At 37.1% G+C, this 21,437-nt stretch carries 19 protein-coding genes and 3 tRNA genes; 7 read left to right on the top strand and 15 right to left on the bottom strand.

The features are described 5' to 3' along the window. Positions 1–55 precede the first annotated feature (55 nt). Positions 56–349, top strand: a complete 294-nt coding sequence (locus tag IEV85_RS17720) for a hypothetical protein (RefSeq protein WP_188465934.1) — start codon at positions 56–58, stop codon at positions 347–349. A 25-nt stretch (positions 350–374) separates the two neighbouring features. Here the strand turns inward: IEV85_RS17720 and IEV85_RS17715 are convergent, their stop codons facing one another. From IEV85_RS17715 to IEV85_RS17655, 13 genes are all read right to left on the bottom strand, one after another. Next, on the bottom strand, positions 375–908 hold the full coding sequence (locus IEV85_RS17715) for a macro domain-containing protein (protein WP_188465932.1): 534 nt from the start codon (positions 906–908) through the stop codon (positions 375–377). Between the two features lie 442 nt (positions 909–1,350). Next, positions 1,351–3,492, bottom strand: a complete 2,142-nt coding sequence (locus IEV85_RS17710; RefSeq protein ID WP_188465930.1) for a glycoside hydrolase family 97 protein — start codon at positions 3,490–3,492, stop codon at positions 1,351–1,353. 122 nt (positions 3,493–3,614) lie between these two features. After that, positions 3,615–4,388 (bottom strand): DUF3050 domain-containing protein, encoded by a 774-nt coding sequence (locus tag IEV85_RS17705; RefSeq protein ID WP_188465927.1) that lies wholly within the window; start codon positions 4,386–4,388, stop codon positions 3,615–3,617. Positions 4,389–4,489: 101 nt separating this feature from the next. Beyond that, the gene (locus IEV85_RS17700) at positions 4,490–5,800 is read right to left on the bottom strand and encodes a M20/M25/M40 family metallo-hydrolase (RefSeq protein ID WP_188465925.1); all 1,311 of its coding nucleotides are present in this window, start codon (positions 5,798–5,800) and stop codon (positions 4,490–4,492) included. A gap of 120 nt (positions 5,801–5,920) precedes the next feature. Continuing rightward, a complete protein-coding gene (locus IEV85_RS17695) occupies positions 5,921–6,970 on the bottom strand; it encodes an aldo/keto reductase (RefSeq protein ID WP_188465923.1) in 1,050 nt (349 codons plus the stop codon). A 214-nt stretch (positions 6,971–7,184) separates the two neighbouring features. After that, positions 7,185–10,043, bottom strand: coding sequence for a M16 family metallopeptidase (locus tag IEV85_RS17690; RefSeq protein ID WP_188465921.1), 2,859 nt, complete (start codon positions 10,041–10,043; stop codon positions 7,185–7,187). 196 nt (positions 10,044–10,239) lie between these two features. Beyond that, positions 10,240–11,247 carry a patatin-like phospholipase family protein gene (locus IEV85_RS17685; RefSeq protein WP_188465919.1) on the bottom strand — a complete coding sequence of 336 codons (1,008 nt, stop codon included), beginning with the start codon at positions 11,245–11,247 and terminating at the stop codon, positions 10,240–10,242. Positions 11,248–11,330: 83 nt separating this feature from the next. Continuing rightward, complete coding sequence (locus tag IEV85_RS17680; protein WP_188465917.1) at positions 11,331–12,002, bottom strand: C40 family peptidase; 672 nt, start codon at positions 12,000–12,002, stop codon at positions 11,331–11,333. Between the two features lie 276 nt (positions 12,003–12,278). Next, complete coding sequence (locus tag IEV85_RS17675) at positions 12,279–13,487, bottom strand: porin (RefSeq protein ID WP_229712642.1); 1,209 nt, start codon at positions 13,485–13,487, stop codon at positions 12,279–12,281. 137 nt (positions 13,488–13,624) lie between these two features. Next, positions 13,625–14,110 carry a YehS family protein gene (locus tag IEV85_RS17670; RefSeq protein WP_345259928.1) on the bottom strand — a complete coding sequence of 162 codons (486 nt, stop codon included), beginning with the start codon at positions 14,108–14,110 and terminating at the stop codon, positions 13,625–13,627. Positions 14,111–14,119: 9 nt separating this feature from the next. Then, complete coding sequence (gene rluF / locus IEV85_RS17665) at positions 14,120–14,854, bottom strand: 23S rRNA pseudouridine(2604) synthase RluF (protein WP_188465915.1); 735 nt, start codon at positions 14,852–14,854, stop codon at positions 14,120–14,122. 2 nt (positions 14,855–14,856) lie between these two features. Next, the gene (gene rlmD, locus IEV85_RS17660; RefSeq protein WP_188465913.1) at positions 14,857–16,257 is read right to left on the bottom strand and encodes a 23S rRNA (uracil(1939)-C(5))-methyltransferase RlmD; all 1,401 of its coding nucleotides are present in this window, start codon (positions 16,255–16,257) and stop codon (positions 14,857–14,859) included. A gap of 33 nt (positions 16,258–16,290) precedes the next feature. Continuing rightward, the gene (locus IEV85_RS17655; protein WP_188465911.1) at positions 16,291–17,013 is read right to left on the bottom strand and encodes a hypothetical protein; all 723 of its coding nucleotides are present in this window, start codon (positions 17,011–17,013) and stop codon (positions 16,291–16,293) included. Between the two features lie 161 nt (positions 17,014–17,174). Between IEV85_RS17655 and IEV85_RS17650 the strand changes: the two genes are divergently transcribed. The 4 genes from IEV85_RS17650 to IEV85_RS17635 all read left to right on the top strand — a co-directional run bounded on the left by IEV85_RS17650 (position 17,175) and on the right by IEV85_RS17635 (position 18,158). Further along, positions 17,175–17,247, top strand: a tRNA-Lys gene (locus tag IEV85_RS17650). A gap of 165 nt (positions 17,248–17,412) precedes the next feature. After that, positions 17,413–17,485 (top strand) — tRNA-Lys (locus IEV85_RS17645). A gap of 122 nt (positions 17,486–17,607) precedes the next feature. Next, a tRNA-Leu gene (locus IEV85_RS17640) sits at positions 17,608–17,691 on the top strand. Positions 17,692–17,729: 38 nt separating this feature from the next. Further along, positions 17,730–18,158 (top strand): PH domain-containing protein, encoded by a 429-nt coding sequence (locus tag IEV85_RS17635; RefSeq protein ID WP_188465909.1) that lies wholly within the window; start codon positions 17,730–17,732, stop codon positions 18,156–18,158. Positions 18,159–18,211: 53 nt separating this feature from the next. Here IEV85_RS17635 and IEV85_RS17630 read toward each other — a convergent pair whose 3' ends face one another. Beyond that, the gene (locus tag IEV85_RS17630) at positions 18,212–19,582 is read right to left on the bottom strand and encodes a cystathionine beta-synthase (protein WP_188465907.1); all 1,371 of its coding nucleotides are present in this window, start codon (positions 19,580–19,582) and stop codon (positions 18,212–18,214) included. Between the two features lie 143 nt (positions 19,583–19,725). On the opposite strand from IEV85_RS17630, the gene IEV85_RS17625 reads away from it, so the two are divergent. Next, complete coding sequence (locus tag IEV85_RS17625; protein ID WP_188465904.1) at positions 19,726–20,031, top strand: hypothetical protein; 306 nt, start codon at positions 19,726–19,728, stop codon at positions 20,029–20,031. 142 nt (positions 20,032–20,173) lie between these two features. Then, complete coding sequence (locus tag IEV85_RS17620) at positions 20,174–20,509, top strand: hypothetical protein (RefSeq protein WP_188465902.1); 336 nt, start codon at positions 20,174–20,176, stop codon at positions 20,507–20,509. Here IEV85_RS17620 and IEV85_RS17615 read toward each other — a convergent pair. Further along, on the bottom strand, positions 20,506–21,435 hold the full coding sequence (locus IEV85_RS17615) for an aspartate carbamoyltransferase catalytic subunit (protein ID WP_188465900.1): 930 nt from the start codon (positions 21,433–21,435) through the stop codon (positions 20,506–20,508). The two genes, IEV85_RS17620 and IEV85_RS17615, sit on opposite strands and share 4 nt — an antisense overlap. Positions 21,436–21,437 lie beyond the last annotated feature (2 nt).

Below are 21,437 nucleotides of genomic sequence, written 5' to 3'. Positions count from 1 at the left end.
AGGGAATTATTGATTAAATTAATTTTAAACATTTAATGTAATAATGTAATTCCTGATGGTACCTAATAAAAATACAATAGTGGATTTACTTAATCACCTGATTAAAGAGAGGAGAGACATTAGCTGGAAGATGGGAGTAGGCTATCATGATGGAATTAATATTTCAATATATGAGATTTTGATTTTCGAGATCAAGAATAACAGAACTATTAGTAAAATAGCCTTTAACGGAAATAGCGGGAAACTTTTGAAAATAAAAGTTTGTGGTTATCGCCAAAAAATGGCTGATAATATTATTGATGCCATTCTGGATATCAATAACTTTCTGAGAAAGGGTATTTACAGGTAGCTAATAGCTTCTCAGGAGTTCAACGTTATAAAGTATCCTTCAGCGCCTCAATTTTTTGCTGATATAAAGCTAAATCCTTCTCGCTAAATAACACAAACCTTACCAGCTTTACATGTTTCAAAGTGGGCAAAATCACTTTTACAGTGCTTAATGTAACGTTAGTAGCCTCTTCCAATGGGTAACCAAAGGCTCCTGTTGATATAGCGGGAAAAGCAATAGATTTTATTTTTCTTTCTTCTGCCAGTTGAATGGCATTCTTGTAACAGTTGGAGAGTAAATCTTCCTCTGGTTTATCAGCTCCATAAATAGGACCCAGCACGTGAATAACAAAGTCATTAGGTAAATTGTATGCTCGGGTAATTACAGCGTCCCCGGGTTTTATGGGAGCTAATGGACTGGTTTCTTTATCCAAATCAGGGCCAGCTGCTTTATGAATAGCTCCTGCAACCCCGCTCCCTGTTTGCAGTTGTGCATTTGCCGCGTTAACAATAGCTTCTATATCACTTTGCGTAACAATATCTCCTTTAATTGCTTCAATTTGTGTATCTCCTATCTTCATTTGCTTATGTAATTGATTACTGATTTTATTAGCGAAGTAAAGAAGAGAAAGTTGTATGGAAAGTATATTAAGTCCGTAAAATTAAGTTGGGGCGTAATTTGGAATGTGATATCAAATTCAAATTCCAGCATTAAACCGCATCAAACAGGAATTTTATTCAGTAGTCAGGTTAACTCAAGTTCCAAGGTTTTTTAAACCAAATTTCAATCTTTTGTCTACTATATAACAAGACTTGATTTTCTTCAATGGAAAGCTATTCTTCTCGTAAAACACCCCTGTAGTCCCCTCCAGTTGGCTGGCTTTCACGCTACAATTCAACGCGCTGCCCACCTTTTCGAGCAAAGTTTAGTTGGTTTTCGAGAACTGAAGTACTTATCAGGAGTATCTAAAATACACCTGCCTAAACAAACAGGTGTATTCTACTATTGGAAGGAGTAAACCCTTAGAGTTTATTTAGGCCTTTTGTTTCGCTGTTATCTTTTATAGGCACTAAGCTAATGGCATAACCTCCTCCGGGAGCACAAAATTGTTCCAGCTTAGATTTTGAAGTAACTACATATTTTTTAATTTCATAAGCTTGCGGGTTATCCTTATAGTGCGCATCCGGAGCATCACTGTAAATGATTGCTATATAAGTTTCCCCTTTAGGAAGAAAGTCAAAGCTGATTTGAGAAGTTCTTTTTTCTTCATCATTAGTTCTTCCCACAAACCATCTTTCACCGTTTTTTTCTTTTCGGGCATAGGTAATAAAATCACCTGGCTCAGCTTCAAGCACTAAAGATTTATCCCAATCAATGGCTACATCCTTAATAAACTGAAAAGCATCCAAAAACATTTCGTAATGTTCAGGCAAATCAGCCGCCATTTGCAGTGGGCTGTACATTGTGACATACAGAGCAAGTTGCCTTGCTATAGTGGTTCTAACATAGGAGTTGTTTCCGGGGTTTAGCTTACTGATATCGGTAACGAAAATGCCTGGAGTATAATCCATAGGGCCTCCAATAAGGCGTGTGAAAGGAAGTATGGTTGTATGAAATACTTTATTTCCTCCAAATGCTTCATATTCTGTTCCCCTTGCCGACTCATTACCAATTAAGTTAGGATAGGTTCTTCTTAATCCGGTAGGCCTCACCGCTTCATGAGCATTCACCATTACCTGGTAATTAGCAGCTTTTTCTACTGCATATTGATAATGATTGACAGCCCACTGCCCATAATGATGCTCTCCTCTTGGAATAATATTTCCTACATAGCCACTTTTTACTGAGTTATAATTATTGGCTACCATAAATTGATAGGCAGTATCCATATGCCGCTCATAGTTTCTGATGGCTCCTGAAGTCTCATGGTGCATCATTAAGCGTACGTCTTTGGATTTAGCATATTCTCTCAGTTCTACCACATCAAAATCAGGGTAAGGCGTTACAAAATCGAAAACATAATCTTTTGAGAGACCAAACCAATCTTCCCAGCCTTCATTCCAACCTTCAACAAGTACCTGGTCGAAACCATGCTCGGAAGCAAAGTCAATGTACCTCTTTACTTTTTTAGTATTAGCGGCATGTCTGTCAGAAGCTTCTACTGCAGAATAGTCTGTTTCTCCCAGCTTTACGCTTCCCATATTTTCATTGTAAGCCCATGAGCTTTTTCCGGTAATCATTTCCCACCAGACACCAATATATTTTACAGGCTTAATCCACGAGACATCTTCATAAGCTACTGGCTCATTCAGGTTTAGTGTAATGTTCGAGAGTAGAATGTCTCCCGCTTTGTCACTTGCTATTACAGTTCTCCAGGGCGTTTGAGTAGGTGTTTGCATATATGCCATATTTCCAATGGCATCGGGTGTCAATATGGATTCAAAAGTCATAGAATTTTCATCTAACTCCAGATGCATGCAGGAATAGTCCTTTAAAGCTGCTTCATGCAGATTAATATAAATTCCATCTGAAGATTTCATCATTAATGCAGTTTGTACAGCAGTTTTAGAAATGGGGGTTTGAGAAGCATTCGGTGTTATTGCCTGCTCCATAAGGCCACTTATTTCCGAAAGTTTAGATTCTGTGTAATCGTATTCCTGGGTGTCGTAATCGCCCGGAATCCACCAGGTTTTGTGATCCCCTGCCATAGCAAATTGGGTTTTCTCATCAGTAACCACAAAATGGTTCAAATTTGACTGTTTAGGGAATTCGTACCTGAAGCCTAAACCATCATTAAATAACCTGAATCTAATGACCATTAGTCTATCGGTTTCTGTTTGAATAAGATTTACCGCCAATTCATTGTAATGATTTCTTATTTCACTTGATTCGCCCCAAACCGGTTCCCATGTTTCATCTACGGTATTGGTATTTGCTTCTCCTAAGGTAAACCCTTCTGTCAGCGGCTTATTATCTTTTATTTCAAGTCCTAATGCGCTTTCCTTTACTACAGGCTTGTTTTTATAGGTTAATTGATAGATGGGTGCTCCGTTTTTTAAAGTAAACGTGAGTTTAAAGTTCTTGTCAGGAGATGATAACTCCTGTGCACCGGCTATAAAGTTTAAGCTGAGAGCTGTCATAATGGTTAAAATTAAGCTTTTCATGAAATATGCTGTTAGTTTTTAATGCAAATTAGAGATTAGCAGCCTTTTAAGAAAGCAACTTAGCTGAATTAACCATTATTAACTCCCAGGTGTTATTGTCTTTTAAATTAACTCTTGAACGGTTAAGCTCTGTCACTATCTATCATTTCAGCTATTGAATCCCATAATGAAATCCTGAATTTCAGTGCTTTCTTAGCTACATCCAGCGTCTTGTTCCATTTGGAAAGGTTATCTTCACAAAGCAATTCGATCATTTGTAAGGAGAGAGGCCCGTGTTCATCGCCATCCAGTTCAATGTGGCGCTGCAAATAGTAACTTAATTTGTTGTATTTATTGTTTTCAGCGTCAGCACTTTTTAAAATTTCTATGAACATATCCGGTATTACGTCTTCTCTGCCAAAAGTAAAAGCGGATGCTATTAAATGAGTTTTACCTGTTGCAATTATCTCAAATGTAAAATTCACGAATTGGGAAACTCCTTCATTTGCAGAAATTTTCAGAAGTGCCTCCTTCACTGGAATCCCAGCTTCTATCTTTTGTATAAATGAACTGATAAGTTTTGTGTCGGCTCCTATTTGCTCCATAGCCTCCAGGTACATCTCAAAATGACTTTTGGCTTCTCCCAACTCATTAAGATCACTTTCCTCCCCATGAACAATTTCATTAATAAAGCGAGCTAAGGTAGGGTTTTGGGGAGGTGTCCAGGGTGTGGAGGTATTAGTAAGTTCTACCTGAAGCATTTTTAAAAGAGACATAAAATCCCACACTGCAAATACATGGCTTTCCATGAAGAGTTGAATATCTTCAATTGAACTGAGCTTTTGATAGAGCTTATGATTTTTTAACTGCTCCCTAAGCGGTTGTAATTCGTTTTCTATTCTATTAATTTGATCCATTCTGCAAAATTTACTTTCTGAAGTACGTGAAATAAAGAAAGAAAAGATGTTAAGTACTTCTTTATATGGCTTGCAAATGTATCAATTCATAGAAAAAGATACTACTTGAAGTCTTTATTTTCCATTAGCCTTAACATTAAAACAGCAGCTCTTTTTGCCTGTACCGGAAGCATGCTTAAATCTCCTGTTTCATTGATTGTGTGATCATCTGCTCCGCACATTCCCATACCGTCAATTGCCATAGTAACCCAGCCGGAGGTAAATGATACATCTGCAGCCCCTGCATTTCTTGGGTGTACAGCAGAAACGGATCCGAAACCTAAGTCTTCACTGGTGTTGCTATAATACCGTAATAGTTTTTGATTTCCTTCAGTGTTGGTGAGAGGAGGATAACCACCCTCTTTAAAGATTAATGTTGCGGATGTTTCAGGGTAATTGTTACTGATAATTTGATTCATTATTTTTTTAGCTTTTTCCAGTTGCTCGGTTGAAACGGCTCTTATATCCCCACTTACTGTCACTTCCTGAGCTACCACATTGCTTTTTCCGGTAGCAGTTCCCCCACTTTTACCTGCGTCAAATTCAGTTTGAGTACCTCCTAAGATCACTCCCGGGTTAAAAGTGAGGTTTTCTTCTTTTGATAATTGCACATAAAATTCATTTAGAATTCTTGAAGCCTCATAAATGGCTCCCACACCAACTTTATCTGTAAATATTTGAGATGAATGTGCTGCATTACCTTTAACTTTCAAAAGCCAGCCTGATGAGCCTCTTCTGGAAGTTACAATGGTTTTAGGGTCTCCATCTGCATTTTCAAATGCTAAAGCTATATCTGCCCACTTCGCAGCTTTGATTAATGCTTCTTTTGATTTTTCAATTGGGCTTCCACTTTTTTCCTCATCACCTGTCATCACCACTTCAATTTGCATATCTGCTAAAGCGCCTGCTTCCTTTAAAGCTTTCAAAGCCATAATAATGATAACGTCCCCACCTTTCATATCAGCTACTCCCGGGCCTTGCATGATGGAATCGTTCAGCATTGTATATTCCTGAAATGGGCTGTCAGGCTCAAAAACTGTATCTAAATGCCCAATTAGTAATAATTTAGGTCCCTTTTTTCCTTTTGTTTTTGCTATTAAATGCCCTGCTCTGTTAAAAGAATCGCCAGGAGACCACTCTGTTTCCATTCCTAAAGCTTCAAACTCTTTCGCCAGAATACTCCCTACTTGTTTAACACCTTCAAAATTCATGGTGCCGCTATTAATATTTACTATTTTCTTCAGTAGTTCGGTATAATAGCTGTTATGCTCATCTATAGATTGAACAATAACTTTTTCTTTTTTATTAGTTTGAGCCATTGAGGTAAAAGATAGGCATAGGGTAATGATTAAGTAGCTTATTGGCTTATACATTTTATAGGATTATTAGCTGGTATGAATTTACACAAATTCCTGAAGAGGTATGATGCTTACTAAACAAAAAAGCAAGTTCTATTTTCTGATGAACTTGCTTGATTGTCTATGTTAATGCTGTTAAGGTTTTTTGACCTTAAAATCCTCTTGCTGCTGCCTTCTGTCCCTGCCCTGTCTTTCCAACATCCATCCCGGATACTCAGGGGGTAACTGGCTTACTTCATCTAGTTGCTGAAGTTCTTTTTCTGAGAACTGCACCTCTGTAGCTTTCAGGTTGTCTTCAAGCTGTTCCATTTTTTTAGCACCAATAATTACTGAGCTTACAGCTGACTGGTGTAACAGCCAAGCTAAGGAAAGTTGTGCTACAGAAACATTTTTTTCTTTTGCCATATCATGCAGTACATCTAAAACTGAGAAAGCTCTGTCTTTATTAATAGGAGGGAAGTCAAAATCTACCCGTCTGGCACCTTCCGGACCTTTTCCATCTTTGCTGTATTTACCGCTCAAAATACCACCTGCTAAAGGACTCCACACCATTAAACCAAGCTTTTGATCTTTTAACAAAGGAATTATCTCTCTTTCTAAATCTCTACCTGCAATAGTGTAATATGCTTGTAATGAAATAAATTTACTTAGATGATGTTTATCCGAATAAGCCAATGCCTTCATTATTTGCCAGGCGGCTAAATTACTGCAACCTATATATCGCACTTTCCCTGCTTTTACTATATCATCTAATGCTTGTAAAGTTTCTTCTATAGGTGTGAAAGGGTCGAATCCATGAATTTGATATAGATCGATGTAATCTGTTTTTAAACGTTTTAGGCTTGAATCTACCTCCTTAAAGATATGACCTCTGCTTAAACCGGTTTGATTGGGAGCTTCACCCATTGTGCCACGCACTTTTGTTGCTAAAATTAGCTCTTCTCTTTTTAAACCAAGATTTTTAATCGATTGCCCCGTCATTTCTTCTGAAAGCCCTTCGGAGTATACATTGGCAGTGTCAATAAAATTGATGCCTGATTCTACTGCTTTCTTCATTAGGTCGTCTACCGGCTTTTGGTCTAATTGGCCAATAGCTGTCCAGTAGCCTTTTCCTCCGAAAGTCATGGTGCCTAAGCATAGTTCAGAAACCAGTAAACCTGTATTGCCGAGCATGTTATATTTCATGGTAGTAAGTGTTTGTTATTAGTTGAAAAGTAAATACCATTCTAAACGAATTTAGGAGGATAAGTTTTTATTTTTTATGATTCTCGTAGGTTCAGATGCAAACAAAAAAGCATCGGTTGTTGAACCGATGCTTTAATACTTATTTCAATTTTATAATTCCATCAACCAAAAAAGGAATTTGGATTTTATAAAATAGATATATTTACGAATCTGATTATTTTCCGCCCTCCATAGTATTACCATCAACAGGTTCACCTTTGGTATTGAGCCTTACAATTTCATAACCTAATTTTCTTAAACCTTCAATATTGCTGGCTTCATCTCCTACCACCAAAATAACCATTTGGTCAGTTTTTAATTTATCCTTGGCAATTTGGTCTATTTCTTTTTTAGTCATCTTGTTTAAGATCTTCATTTGATCTTCAACATAGTTTTCATTAAGGTCATAATGTACTATTCTTCTGAGGAAACCAGCTTTCTGTCCCGGTGTTTCATAGCTTAAAGCATCTTTCTGACCAATTGATTTTTTCATGAATTCTAATTCAGCAGGAGTAATTCCATTTTCTTTATAATCAGAAATCACAGTCATGAATTCATAAACAGAGCTGTCTGTGGCATTAGCCTTAACACCTGCAGTTGCGGTAAAAGGCCCAGGGTTTTCTCCCACATCAAAGTACGATCTGGCTCCATAAGTCCAGCCTTTTTCTTCTCTTAATTTAAGATTTATTCTGCTGTTAAATGCACCTCCAAGGTTATAGTTCATCAGATAAGAATTATAGTAGTCACCTGTTGCGGAATACTCCATATCTGTTAAGTATCCAATTCTTATTTGTGATTGTGCCGCCTCTTTTTTATCAACAAGGTAAATCTTAGTTTTACCTGTAGTGTTGGTAAATTTCAATGAAGGAATAGTTACTTTTTCTCCTTTCCAGTTCTTTAAAAAGGAAAGCTTAGGCAAAATTTCCTCCTTAGAAACGTCTCCTACTACAACCAATTCTCCTACTGATGGAGAGTAGTATTTTTTGTAAAAGCTTTTTACATCATCAAGACTTATGTTTTCAACAGTTTCTGTTACACCTGAAGAGGGAACCGAGAAAATATGGTTATCACCATAAATTAATTTATCATACACTAAACTTGCTATAGCTGCAGGATCAGTTTCGCTGGATTTTATACCTTCAATAGTTTGCTTCTTGTTCCTGTCAAAGTCAGCCTGATCAAACCTTGGGTTCATCAATACATCTTCAGTAAGCGCTAAAGTTTTATCAAGGTTTTTCAATAGGGTATTGATAGAAATAGTGGTTGAATTCTGACCTGCGTACACTGAAATGGAACTACCAATTTTCCTTAATTCCTCCTGAAATTCCTCAGAAGTTAAGCTGGTTGTACCTTCATTCATCATGCTGGCTGTTAGCTGCGCCAAACCTGCTTTGCCCGGATCCTTTGCATCTAACTGATGACCACCATTCAATGTGATTTGAATAGCAACAGTAGGTATTTCCTTGCTTTCTGTTCCTATAATTTTCATTCCATTGCTCCAATTCTCTTTCCAGATTTCAGGTACTTTTACCAAAGGGCTCTGACCCGGTACAGGTTTTTTACTTCTGTCAAACTTACCATCATTTGGCCTGTTGTATGATAACTCTGAATAATCAATAGTTGGAAAAGGATTTTCACCTTCTGTTGCCGGTTTGTAGTTATCCGGTGCAGCCGGTTCTGTTTCTGCATTAGGTAAAACGCTCTGAATTACGGCTGGCTTTCCTTTTATGTACTTGTTAAATACTCTGATTACATCTTCTTTCGTAACCGCAAGATATCTTTCCAAATCCTTAGCTATGTAGTTAGGGTCACCTCTAAAAGTTTCATAAGCAGCTAATTGACTTACTTTTCCTCTTACACTGGCTAAACCATTAATAGTATTGGATTCATAGTTAGCTTTAAATTTTTCAATGTCAGCGTCAGTTACACCATTTGCTTCAAATTCTACCAGAATATCTCTTACTTGCTTTTCAAAATCAGCTAATTTTTGGCCTGGAAAAGGTAGCGTAAACATGGTGAATTCACCTGCTAATTCACTTGTAGGATGGAAGGTACTGGCTTGAATGGCTTTTTGAGTTAAGACAAATTTCTTATAGAAGTAAGAACTTTTGCCTGCTCCCAAAATTTCTGATAAACAGTCCAGTGCAGCCTCATCTTCATGGTAAGTAGGTACAGTAGGGAAAGTAAACAATAGTAAAGGAAACCTGATATTATTATCTACATAAGATACATATCTGTCTTTATCCAAAGTTACCGGAGCCAGTTTCATTGGTTCTACAGCAGGTCCTGAAGGAATGCTACCAAAGTATTTCTCAACTTTTTTAACCACTTCTTTAGGGTTTACATCTCCACCAATAGTAAGTGTGGCATTATTGGGGCCGTACCATCTTAAAAAGAATTTTTTCAAATCAGATACGTCTACCCTGTCCAGATCTTCCAGTTTACCAATGGTTAACCATGAATAGGGATGTCCATAAGGATATAAAGAAGCAGCATTTACTTCACCAAATAAACCGTAAGGTCTGTTGTTATAGTTTTGTCCTTTCTCATTTTTTACTGTAGAGCGTTGTACTTCAAATTTTTCCTGAGTAACTGCTGGTAAGAGAAATCCCATTCTATCTGCTTCCAACCATAGCATTACATCCAATTGGTTGCTTGGTACAGTTTCAAAATAGTTGGTTCTATCTTTGTTTGTTGTTCCATTCAATGTGCCTCCGGATTCTGTTACGAACTTAAAATGCTCCTCATCTCCTACATTTTCAGATCCTTGAAACATCATATGCTCAAAAAAGTGGGCAAAGCCAGATTTATTCAGCTCTTCTCTTGCTGACCCTACATGGTAGGTAACATCTACATGAACTACAGGATCAGAATGGTCTTCATGAATAACTAAGGTCAAACCATTATCTAAAACATATTTTTCATAGGGTATTACAATTTTCCCTTCTACTTGAGGTACCTTTTCTACCAATTTTGTTTGGCTAAAGGCTGCCGTGCTATAACACACAAGCAATAGAATCAATAATTTTTTCATTTTAATCGGGTTTAGTTTAATTATAAAGATAATCGTATAACTTATTAAATAAGTGAAATTTACAAATTCTTGGATAGAAGGATTTAATTTAATTTAATCGGATTTTTTTTAGTGTAAATGTTTTAAATGCCGATTAATTGATTAAAATAACTAATAAGCGAGTGATAATATTCGATTAATTAGCAGGAATGCATTTTTAAACTGCAGGAGCTGGTGTGTCTGCTTTTTCATTGGCTAATTTCATCCATTGAGATATAGTCTCTCTGTGTTCATGATAAATTTTTAATCCAAGCTGCCGTAGAGATTCCATATTTTCAGGAGTGGCACAGTCCATCTCAGGGTTAATTGTTGGGGGTATTTCCTGATCAACTCTCAAATATTGTTCAGGGCGCTCAATAGTACCAAAAATTTGGCTCATGTGGAAATGAGTCACATCTGCAGCACCTGACATCATGATATCCAGCGCTGGTTTAATCCATTCTGCTTTACCAAAATTGCGACTTTTGTCGTAAGGGTAAGAGTCTCTTTTGTGACCTGTTCCTAGAGATAAAATATGCATGTTTTTAGCAGTAAGCTTAGTATATTCTCTAATTTCAGAATAGGCACACATGGCCGGGTTATTTACAAAAACACCGCCATCTACTAAACAGTACTGGGTTTTATCTTCAGCAGTAATTTGTGAGCATTCAAAATAGGTAGGAGCTGCGGAGGTGGCTCTGCAAATATCTTTCACCTTAAAGTTTCTTTGAGGCTCATTTGCTTTATGTTGCCTGAAGAAATGTCCTTTTCTATTGTGAATATCATAAGAGGTGATTACTGTAGGCTTCAGTAGATCTTTCAGCCAACCATCACCAAAATAATCATTTAATGCTTTCTCAAGGCCCTTTGAGGGATAAGTTTCATCAGTTAGTCCCCCCACAGATCTTATTCTGTGAAAGAAAGGGATATCAAAAATCTCAGTACCTCTTTCCAAATATAAGTTTACCACTTCCTTAGCAGAAAACCTGGGTAGAGTAGGATCATCTGGATGAGGACAAAGATAAGCGCATGCCAGGATTCCCCCTGTGCTTGTGCCTGCAATCAAATCGAAATAGTCTGCCACTTTAATGTTAAAATCTTCTTCTATTGCCTGCATAATGGTTCCCGGAATAATTCCTCTTATCCCTCCACCATCTATCGATAAAACTTTTACGGACTCTTTCATTTTTTTTTATTTTCAAGGTTGATGAATCTGCTGAATGTTTAAGTTTTGCTTTCCATTAATCTGGAGTCTCAATGGCCGGGCTTTTACTCCGTTAATAATGACTGAAGGTATTGTTGGGTTTCAACCGAATAAATTCCATCTATTGTTAAATTACCACTCATTGATTGAAGCATACTTACTGCAGCTTCTGTTTTAGGTCCAAAATCACCATCTGAAGTTCCGCAGTTAATTCCTGCTGAATTTAGTGCGGTCTGTAATAGCTTCACTCTATTACCCTTATCATTTATTTTTAAAATAGGTTCAGGCAAAACTGTAATGGAAGAGGAAACTAATCTTCTAAACCCGAGCACGGTTTCGGAGGGGTAAGCAGATATTGAGACCTGGTTTCCCTGGTTTCCGCCCAGACAATAAACGCGTTTGACATCGTGGGAATAGCCAAAGAAAAAACCGACATGCCCTTTCCACGAAAGTTTGCTTTCTCTCCAAAATATAACAATATCACCAGGTTCAGGGTTTGCATCAACATTTTTGCCAATGGTTAACCAGGAGCGGGCGTTTGCTTTATTACTGCATTTTAACTGGCAGGATTTAGCTACCCAATTCACAAATATGCTGCACCAGGGTGTTTCATCATCATTAACCCAGGTAAAACCTGCTTCTTGTGCATATTGAATAATTGTAGGGTTATGACTGTCTTTTCCCTGCACTTCTTTCTCACCCAATTGGCTTATCGCTTTTTGTATAAGTGCATCCATTGTGGTTTTGGTTAGATAGTTAATTCGTATTTAATACAATTTAAACTTTAATTATTTAAATGTCAAGAAAATACACTCTTTGTAAGTGTTAAATGAGCAGAGGGTTATATTGGAGGGGGTAGGTGAGAGTTAACAGGTAAAGTATGTGTAAATAGCTAGCATAGCCTTAAAAAACTACCTATAAACCATTTAGATAATTTCCAATTATTATGGCAGATATGAACTTTCCGTTATTAAGAAGCATAGAAAAATACAGATATTTTTTCTATTTGTGAATCAAAAGTTTACCTGGGCTTGTAAACGAAGTAATCTGCCCTCTTGCAAGTTATTCTGGTTCTGGAAATCTTCAAATCTTCTGGAGGAAATAGTATACATAGCTACAAACTCAAACGCTTTTACAGGCCTCCATTCTATTCCAATCTCTAATTCGCTTACTTCATAGCTCCTTGCATCCCGTTCAAATTTTTTACCTCCATCATAATACTGATACCGAATAAAAGGATAGAATAACTGATTAGCTACTATTGTTTTATAGGTAATTGTAGCGTACCCACCTTTTAAAGGTGTTTCTTCAATTGTGTTATTTTCTTTATTAAATTCTGGTCCTCTTCCTACATTATACTCAGCCTGAATGCCAAATGGCTGTGGGTAAAGTACAAACGTGAGTGCTGCTCTCTGATCAATATAATTAAGATCTGGATTTACAATTGTCCCTTCGCTAATGTTGTACAGAGGAATTTGATACTCCCCGGTGTAGGCTTGAATGCCAGGTTCAATAATTTGTTTTCCCAACTTGAAAGGATAGCTCACCCTTCCTACTACATGTAATTCATTATTAAGTTCGGTCGCATTTCCCGTTTGCCCATTGTATATTCCCAGCCCCACAACTCCGTAGTCTCCTGAGCCTTTTAAACCTTCTCTTGTTAACATGCTAAAGCGCGATCTTATTTCTTTAGGAGCCCAATAAAAGAAAACACCTAATTCTCGCTCATTCTTAATAGCACTGTTCATTCCGTCATTCCGGTCTAATGGCAGTCTGTTCTGGCTTGATTGCATATTTTCAAAACCATAGGGTACCTTACTTTGCCCAATCCTGAATCGGAATTCTCTGTTTTGATCTATGCTTACGTCCATGTAAGCATCCCTTAGTTGTCCATAATGAAGACCAGGACCAGCAGAAGAGCTTGCGAAATCAGGTTGAATATAAAAGTAAACATGTTTGCCAATATTTCCAGACAGCTTAATTCTGACCCTTCTCAATGAAAAACCACCCCCTTCTCCCCAGCTGGCATCACATTGAGAGCATTCCAGGTCAGGGTTTGTTTCTAAAAGCCGGTTATATCTGGCCTGCACATATCCACCAATCGATATACTTTCATACCATTTAGAATTTATATTTGGAAAGGGCAGGGTATCCGTTTGCTGAGTATAAGCACTTGATATAAAGTAAAGTGAGCAGGTGAGTGTTAAAAGTATTCTTGCCAAACCGTTTAGAAAGTAAGTGAGAATTAAACCGGGGCAAAAGTAGGGTATTTAGGCGTGTTAACTCAATGTTAATTGTTAACTTAATGTTAAATATTAATTTTTTGTTAATTGGAAACATTAAGTTAACAATATCTGCTTTACTGTTGATCCTCAGAGCTGTTACGATATTTAATTTGCAGGCCAATTAAAAAATTACGGAGGAATTGATCCATAAAAGGTCTGTATTGGCTTTGCTTGGGATTTCTGAGAAAGGCACTTACTTCATGTGTACTTACTTTCATATCAGCCAGGTCAAATAAGGATACAATGTCCTCTGTTTTGAGATTCAATGCTATTTTAAGCTTTTTAAGAATGAGGTTATTGTCTAATTTATTTTCCGGCTGAGGCTGTTCTCCTTCTTTTTTTCCTCTGTATTTATTAATTAAACCATTGAGAAAGGTAGCTAACTGCTTATCTGAGATGGTTTTAAATTCCGGGTCTTCGTCTCGTTTCAACCAGTCTGTAATCAATGATCTGGCAACTTTTTCTTCAGCAGCTTCGAAAATCGCTATCATTTCAGCATCGCTGTAGTCAAAAATAAAGCGAATTCTTCTCAACAAGTCGTTATTTGTCATCTTGCTCATACCTAAAAATTATTCATCGTGTGTTTTAGAAGAGTCAGATACCATTTCATTAATCTGTTGAAGTTCTTCTTCAGTTAAGTAACGCCATTGCCCTAAAGGGACATCCAAATTAATATTCATAATGCGTACTCTGCGCAGGCTAATAACCTGATAATCCAGGTATTCACACATCCTTCTGATTTGGCGGTTTAAACCCTGCGTTAGAATAATCTTAAATTTGAACTTACTTATTTGCTCTACCTTGCATTTACGGGTAATAGTGTCCAAAATAGGCACCCCGTTCCTCATCATTTCCAGGAATTCAGGGGTGATTAGCTTATTTACTGTAACAATATATTCCTTTTCGTGATGGTTTCTGGCGCGCAATATTTTATTAACGATATCACCATCATTGGTCAGAAAAATCAGGCCTTCGCTGGGTTTATCCAATCTACCAATAGGGAAAATCCTTGAAGGATAATTAATGTAGTCAATAATGTTATCTTTTTCCACCCGGGTGTCAGTTGTGCAAACAATCCCTACCGGCTTATTAAATGCTATATAAACAGGTTTGTCCTGAGATTCATTAATGAGCTTCCCATCTACTCTAATTTCATCTTTAGCACTTACTTTTGTGCCCATCTCCGGTATTTTCCCGTTGATGGTTACCCTTCCTGCATCAATTAGTTTATCAGCCGCTCTTCTTGAGCAGTAACCTACTTCACTTAAATATTTGTTGATCCTTGTCAGCTGGTCTTCACTCATTGTTATTTCAGTTCAAGTAAGGCAACGTTTTCTACATGGTGGGTTTGCGGAAACATATCTACAGGTTGTACAGCAGTAACTTTGTATTTTTCATCTAGTACGGCTAAATCTCTGGCTTGCGTTGCCGGATTACAACTTACATATACAATTTTTTTAGCCCCTATCCTTAAAAGCATGTTTAGTACATCAGGATGCATTCCTGCCCTTGGTGGGTCTGTAATAATTACATCAGGGTGTCCGTTTATTTGAAGAAATTCTTCAGTAAGAATATCCTTCATGTCTCCTGCGTAGAAGCTGGTATTTGTGATGTTATTGAGTTGAGAGTTGAATTTGGCATCATCAATGGCTTCTTCCACATATTCAACTCCAATTACTTTTTTTGCTCTTTTTGCCACAAAATTAGCAATAGTTCCGGTGCCTGTGTAAAGGTCATAAACCAGTTCATCACCTTCAAGTCCGGCAAAATTCCTGGTGATTTTATATAATTCAAAGGCCTGCTCAGAATTGGTTTGATAGAAAGACTTAGGACCAATTTTAAATTGCAAGTCTTCCATTTCTTCTAAAATGTGATCCTGTCCGGCAAAAGTTTGAACCTCCAGACCATGGAATGTATCATTTCCTTTTTGGTTAATCACGTATAATAATGAAGTGATCTCCGGAAATTTATTTTTTAAGTGAGATAGAATCAAAGTAAGCCATTCCTCATTCTCCTCTGCTACCTGCAAAATAACCATTACCTGTCCTGTTGAAGCTGTCCTGATTATTAAATTTCGTAAATAGCCAGTTTGGTTTACCAGGTCGAAGTAAGTGATATTGTTTTCTTTGGCAATTTTATCCACCTCGAGCCTGATTTTATTGGAAGGTTCCGGTTGTAGATAGCAATGCTCTATTTGTACAATTTTATCAAATCGTTTAGGTACATGGAAACCAAGCGCAGAAGAACTGAAAGATTGATCTGTGGCAATCTCTTCCGGAGTTAGCCATCTGCTGTTGGAGAACGTAAACTCGAGCTTATTCCTGTAATAGGTGGTATGGGAAGAAGGTAAGATTGGCTGAATTTCCGGTAAGGGTACTTTGGCAATTCTTTGCAAAGCATCCGTTACCTGCTGTGCCTTAAAGTTAAGTTGATCTGAATAAGATAAATGTTGCCACTTGCACCCACCACATGTGCCGTAGTGTGAGCAAAACGGTTCTACCCTAAGTTTAGATTTTTCGTGAAATCTAATTGCACTACCTTCTAAAAAACTCTTCTTTTTTTTATGTACCCTAACATCCACTACATCCCCTGGTGCAGTTCCTTGTACAAAAACCACTTTTTCATCAAAATAGCCAAGTGCTTTTCCTTCGGCAGCTATTTTTTCTATAAGTAATTTCTCAATAACGGGGTGTTTCTTTCTTGCCATAAGCGGCAAAATTAGTCCATTATTTTTGAAAAATTAAAGCTTTTTCAAATGATCTGTTTTAATGTATGCTTTATTATCCTGCCATTCGGTTTCTGTCCATACGTCTACCTGGTCCTTTACCACTATTTTATGGTTTTTATCTATTCTTTGTACCACATTTGAGGCTGCTGATGGGCCTTGCAAAAGAAAAGTTGGATGATCTACTACGATAGCATAGTGGGGGAATACGATGTTATTGGCCACTCCGATAAGCACAATAAGAATAACAGCGAAAGAAAAATATTGTCTTTTCAGAAATTGCTTATCTCTATTTTTAATCATGAAGCTGAGGAGGATAATCAAAATGGCTAAAAGCACTGCTAAAAGTAAAGGCTGCCACTTTTGGTAGTAATGGGAAAAGTAAAAACCGAAGTTGTAAGAGTACCCTGAAAGCTTTTCTTTTTCAGCAATTTGCTCAATGTGCCGTAATACTTTTTTGTCTTCAGTAAGCTCAAAATATTTCTCAAGATAGAAGATGGTTTGTCCGTAATTCATGAGTCCTTCTTCTATTCTGGCCATCTTTAAAAGCATGGCAGGTGTTGCTTTTCCTGCTTCAAAAATGGATTCGTAAATCTTTATTGATTCAGTGTACAATTTTGTTGAATAAAGTGAGTCGGCTGTAACCAGCTCATTATCAAAAGAATCAGCAATTGATACGGTGAAAAAAGCTAAGCAGAAGAAAATAGAAACGAGAAATTTGAGAATTACCTTTTGCATTTTATTTATTAGTGCTTACATTTGCAACGCAATTAAGGAAAACGCCTCCTTAAAAGCAAAAAAAACACTCACTAGCTCTGCTGGTAAATTGCTCTGAAAGAAAGATTCAGAACAGGGTAAGACTTAGTTTTAAGTCTGAAATTTTGAAATAATATTTAATTGACTCGCTAGCTCAGCTGGTAGAGCACATCCCTTTTAAGGATGGGGTCTTGGGTTCGAACCCCAAGCGAGTCACTATTTTAAGACTATATTTTCTGAATATACGTCTTAATAAAGATAGCGCTCCAATAAGAAGTTGTTGGAGCATTTTTTTTCTCTAAAGATTACCCATCGGTAGAGTTGGTTCAACAATGGGAAATATGAAAGAAAAAAAAGTGAATAAAAATTTTATAATTAAATGACTCGCTAGCTCAGCTGGTAGAGCACATCCCTTTTAAGGATGGGGTCTTGGGTTCGAACCCCAAGCGAGTCACGTAGTGCAAGATTGGGGAGAGAAGTCTATACCGCGAATGGAGGTAAACCCCAAGCGAGTCACAAAAAACCTATCCTTTGGATGGGTTTTTTGCTTTAGGGCAGTATATTTACAAAGCATTTGCGCACGTGGTGAAATTGGTAGACACGCCATCTTGAGGGGGTGGTGGGCGAAAGCCCGTGGAAGTTCGAATCTTCTCGTGCGCACTTTTATATTATCCAAATTATTTCTAGCTTTAATAGCTATGAAATACCTTCCACATAAATCCAATTTTTTCAAGTTGATTATGCTGTTAATGCTGGCAGCTTTCATTCATGCAGTGTGGCTAATGTTTTATACTTCTCAGGGATATATCATTTATGCAGCAATTCTCTTACTGCTATTAATCTTCCTGGGCTGGCTTTATTATGGTACAGTATATTTTCTTACTGAAGAAGTCTTTACCTATCGCTCAGGGTTTTTTAATGGGAAAATTCCTGTTAATCAAATAAGAAAAGTTGTTGCTTCCGAAAACTTATGGTATGTAGGGCTTAAGATTGCTTTAGGGGCAAAGAATGGTTTAATAATTCACTACAATAAGTTTGATGAGATTTTTATAGCACCAGAACAAAAGGAAGCTTTTTTATCTCAACTTGTTAGTTTAAACCCCGCAGTAAAAATAGAAAAGGAATAAAAAAGGCGAGAAACTTCACTTCCCGCCTTTACTCATTTTTTAAATATTTTCTTTTAATCAGAGAATGCCATCAATAAATCCTGCTTAGTAATAATATGCGCTTTTTGGTTATCATCCATCACCATTAAAGCTTTGTCTCCGTGGTTCATCATTGAAGATATTGTGTCAACAGTAGTGTTTGAGGAGATAAACTTGAACGGAGCATCCATTATTTCTGAAATGGGTTGGTTCTTAAGGTCAGGATTTTCTACCAGCTTATTCAGAAGCCTGGTGTCAGTAACACTTCCTACAAATTCTCCATCTTTAACAACAGGTAATTGAGAAACTGATAGTTGATCAAGTAATTTAACTACTTCAATTACTTTCTGATTACTTTCCACGGATTTCAATTCAAAGGAGCCGTTTCTTTTTGCTACAATATTTCTTGCAGTAGCGTAATCATTGGCTTCCAAAAAGCCATGATCTCTCATCCAGTCATCATTGTAAATTTTACCTAAATAACGGGTTCCGTGGTCAGGTAAAATGATCACCATCATATCATCTTCTTTCATGTTTTCTTTGGCGTATTCCAATGCGCCATGCACCGCAGATCCGCAAGACCAACCGCAGAAAAGACCTTCTTCACGTGCCAGCCTTCTGGTCATGATTGCCCCGTCTTTGTCTGTAACTTTAACAAATGAATCAATCATGGAGAAGTCCACATTTTTAGGAAGAATATCTTCCCCGATACCTTCTGTCAGGTAAGGATAAATTTCTTTTTCATCAAAAATGCCGGTTTCCTTATATTTTTTAAATACTGACCCATATGAGTCAATCCCTACACTAACAATGTTTGGGTTTTGTTCTTTTAAGTATTTGCTTGTGCCACACATAGAGCCTCCCGTACCAACTCCGGCAGCCCAGTGTGTTATTTTGCCTTCAGTTTCTTTCCAGATTTCAGGCCCGGTGGTTTCATAATGCGCTTTAGCATTAGAAATATTGTCATATTGGTTCGGATAGAATGAGTTAGGAATCTCCTGGTTCAATTTTTTTGCCACTGAATAATAGGAGCGGGGATCGTCAGGAGAAACATTGGTAGGACAAACTATTACTTCAGCGCCTACAGCACGCAATATGTCCATTTTTTCCTTAGATTGCTTATCAGCTAAAGTGAAAATACACTTGTATCCTCTTGAAATCGCAACAAGTGCCAAACCCATGCCGGTATTTCCAGAGGTTCCTTCAATAATTGTTCCTCCCGGTTTTAAAATGCCTTCTTTTTCAGCATCGTCAATCATTTTTATGGCCATTCTGTCTTTCATTGAATTGCCAGGATTGAAGTACTCTACTTTTACCAGAATAGTCCCGGGAATGCCTTTGTTTACTTTGTTAAGCTTTACCAAAGGTGTATTCCCTATGGTATCTATAATTGAGTTATAGTACATATTTGTGTTTTATTTCTTTTGTGCAAAGTTAATTATTTAAAATCATCATTGAAAAGTGACGCATGTAATATTAGCGTTCTTTTGAAAACAACAATGCTTTTTTGGATGCCGTTCTTTGTAATATAATTTAAATCAATATAATCATGAATGGTTATAACATTTTAGTGCAATCAAAAATAAGTGAACTCTCTAAATATGGTTATGTCAACAATTTCTCTTTTGAAAATGGACGTTTGTCTGTCGAAGTAGAAGAAGGAGACGCTACTGTAGTGAAGTATTACGTTCCCGAACAAATTTCAGTAGAAACAGAATATTATTTTGAGGAAAATGGTTCCGCAGTAGTCAGTTTTATGACAAATGATGGGATTTTAGGCTATGCAGTAGATCAGGCTGATGCAACAGGGGAGTATCCATTAATTAATTTTTTCGATTCTGTAGATGATGATTAAAGGGGGATAAAAAGCTTCTTTTTGAAAATATAGGTTTAGGGGATGGTACTCTCGAGGGAGTCCATCCCTTTTTGTTGAGGTAATTTCAAAACTCATATAGTTTCCAGTCGTTCATACCTTTTTACACTAACTAATTAGAGATATGAGCGATTTAGATAAAAATAGCAAAAGTGGTTTAGCATCAATGAGCAAAATGAAAACCATTACACAGCGGCTGGAAGAGTTAAAGTCTGAGGGATATACTGAAGATTTTGAATTTGTAAATGGAAAACTAACTTCTGATAATAGTAAATTTTCTGCAGGCCAGGTAGAAATAGTTAATGAATTTAGGTTTGAAGGGGCATCTAACCCTGATGATTTGTCAATTTTATATCAAATAAAAGCTGAAGATGGTACTAAAGGCACAATTGTAGATGGATACGGACCTTCAGCAAATGCCGAGCTGGCTCAATTTTTAATGGAAGTTGAAAAATCTTAGTTCAGTTTCTTTTGAGCTAATAGGTAAAGAACAGCCATTCTAACAGCTACACCATTTTCCACCTGATTAAGGATAATAGAATGTTTGGAATCAGCAACATCACTGCTGATTTCAACTCCTCTATTAATGGGGCCTGGATGCATTACTACAATTTCCTTTCCTATACTATCCAGCAGCTTTTTATTAATTCCATAATAAAGAGAATATTCTCTTAATGATGGGAAGTATTTAAGTTGCTGCCTTTCCAGCTGAATCCTCAGGATATTTGCAACATCACACCATTCTAATGCCTCTCTTACATCAAGGCTTACCTCCACACCCAGTTCTTTGATATACTTTGGCAATAAGGTATTGGGGCCGCAAACCATTACCTCCGCCCCTGATTTTTGTAAAGCATAAATATTAGAGAGTGCTACCCGAGAATGTAGGATGTCTCCAATTATGGCTATTTTTTTTCCTGATAAGCTGCCTAATTTTTCTCTTATCGAGTAGCTGTCCAATAATGCCTGAGTAGGGTGCTCATGCGTGCCATCTCCTGCATTAATAATATTAGCTTTAATATTTCTTGAAAGAAAATGAGCAGCTCCCGGACTTGCATGGCGCATTACCACCATGTCTACTTTCATAGAAAGAATGTTGTTAACTGTATCCAACAGAGTCTCTCCTTTTTTAACGGAGCTATTGGAGGAGGAGAAATTTACAACATCAGCAGAAAGCCTCTTCTCAGCCAGCTCAAAAGAAAGCTTAGTTCTTGTAGAATTTTCAAAGAAAATATTGGCAATTGTAATATCTCTCAGCGAGGGGACTTTTTTGATAGGGCGGTTAATGACTTCTTTAAAATGATCTGTGGTTTCAAAAATTAGCTGGATATCTTCTTTATTCAATTCTTTGATACCTAATAAATGATCAACACTTAAATTTGCCATAT

This window comes from Marivirga lumbricoides, from assembly GCF_014636295.1.
Lineage (GTDB): Bacteria > Bacteroidota > Bacteroidia > Cytophagales > Cyclobacteriaceae > Marivirga > Marivirga lumbricoides.
This window is presented reverse-complemented; position numbering and strand designations above follow the sequence as displayed.

What these genes read in the sequence shown, in the direction of transcription:
- IEV85_RS17720 (WP_188465934.1), top strand. Translation starts at nt 56, where the DNA reads ATGGTACCTAATAAAAATACAATAGTGGATTTACTTAATCACCTGATT.
- IEV85_RS17625 (WP_188465904.1), top strand. Translation starts at nt 19,726, where the DNA reads ATGAATGGTTATAACATTTTAGTGCAATCAAAAATAAGTGAACTCTCT.
- IEV85_RS17620 (WP_188465902.1), top strand. Translation starts at nt 20,174, where the DNA reads ATGAGCGATTTAGATAAAAATAGCAAAAGTGGTTTAGCATCAATGAGC.
- IEV85_RS17700 (WP_188465925.1), bottom strand. Translation starts at nt 5,800, where the DNA reads ATGTATAAGCCAATAAGCTACTTAATCATTACCCTATGCCTATCTTTT.
- IEV85_RS17685 (WP_188465919.1), bottom strand. Translation starts at nt 11,247, where the DNA reads ATGAAAGAGTCCGTAAAAGTTTTATCGATAGATGGTGGAGGGATAAGA.
- IEV85_RS17695 (WP_188465923.1), bottom strand. Translation starts at nt 6,970, where the DNA reads ATGAAATATAACATGCTCGGCAATACAGGTTTACTGGTTTCTGAACTA.
- rlmD (WP_188465913.1), bottom strand. Translation starts at nt 16,257, where the DNA reads ATGGCAAGAAAGAAACACCCCGTTATTGAGAAATTACTTATAGAAAAA.
- IEV85_RS17670 (WP_345259928.1), bottom strand. Translation starts at nt 14,110, where the DNA reads ATGAGCAAGATGACAAATAACGACTTGTTGAGAAGAATTCGCTTTATT.
- IEV85_RS17680 (WP_188465917.1), bottom strand. Translation starts at nt 12,002, where the DNA reads ATGGATGCACTTATACAAAAAGCGATAAGCCAATTGGGTGAGAAAGAA.
- IEV85_RS17655 (WP_188465911.1), bottom strand. Translation starts at nt 17,013, where the DNA reads ATGCAAAAGGTAATTCTCAAATTTCTCGTTTCTATTTTCTTCTGCTTA.
- IEV85_RS17615 (WP_188465900.1), bottom strand. Translation starts at nt 21,435, where the DNA reads ATGGCAAATTTAAGTGTTGATCATTTATTAGGTATCAAAGAATTGAAT.
- IEV85_RS17705 (WP_188465927.1), bottom strand. Translation starts at nt 4,388, where the DNA reads ATGGATCAAATTAATAGAATAGAAAACGAATTACAACCGCTTAGGGAG.
- IEV85_RS17690 (WP_188465921.1), bottom strand. Translation starts at nt 10,043, where the DNA reads ATGAAAAAATTATTGATTCTATTGCTTGTGTGTTATAGCACGGCAGCC.
- rluF (WP_188465915.1), bottom strand. Translation starts at nt 14,854, where the DNA reads ATGAGTGAAGACCAGCTGACAAGGATCAACAAATATTTAAGTGAAGTA.
- IEV85_RS17715 (WP_188465932.1), bottom strand. Translation starts at nt 908, where the DNA reads ATGAAGATAGGAGATACACAAATTGAAGCAATTAAAGGAGATATTGTT.
- IEV85_RS17630 (WP_188465907.1), bottom strand. Translation starts at nt 19,582, where the DNA reads ATGTACTATAACTCAATTATAGATACCATAGGGAATACACCTTTGGTA.
- IEV85_RS17635 (WP_188465909.1), top strand. Translation starts at nt 17,730, where the DNA reads ATGAAATACCTTCCACATAAATCCAATTTTTTCAAGTTGATTATGCTG.
- IEV85_RS17710 (WP_188465930.1), bottom strand. Translation starts at nt 3,492, where the DNA reads ATGAAAAGCTTAATTTTAACCATTATGACAGCTCTCAGCTTAAACTTT.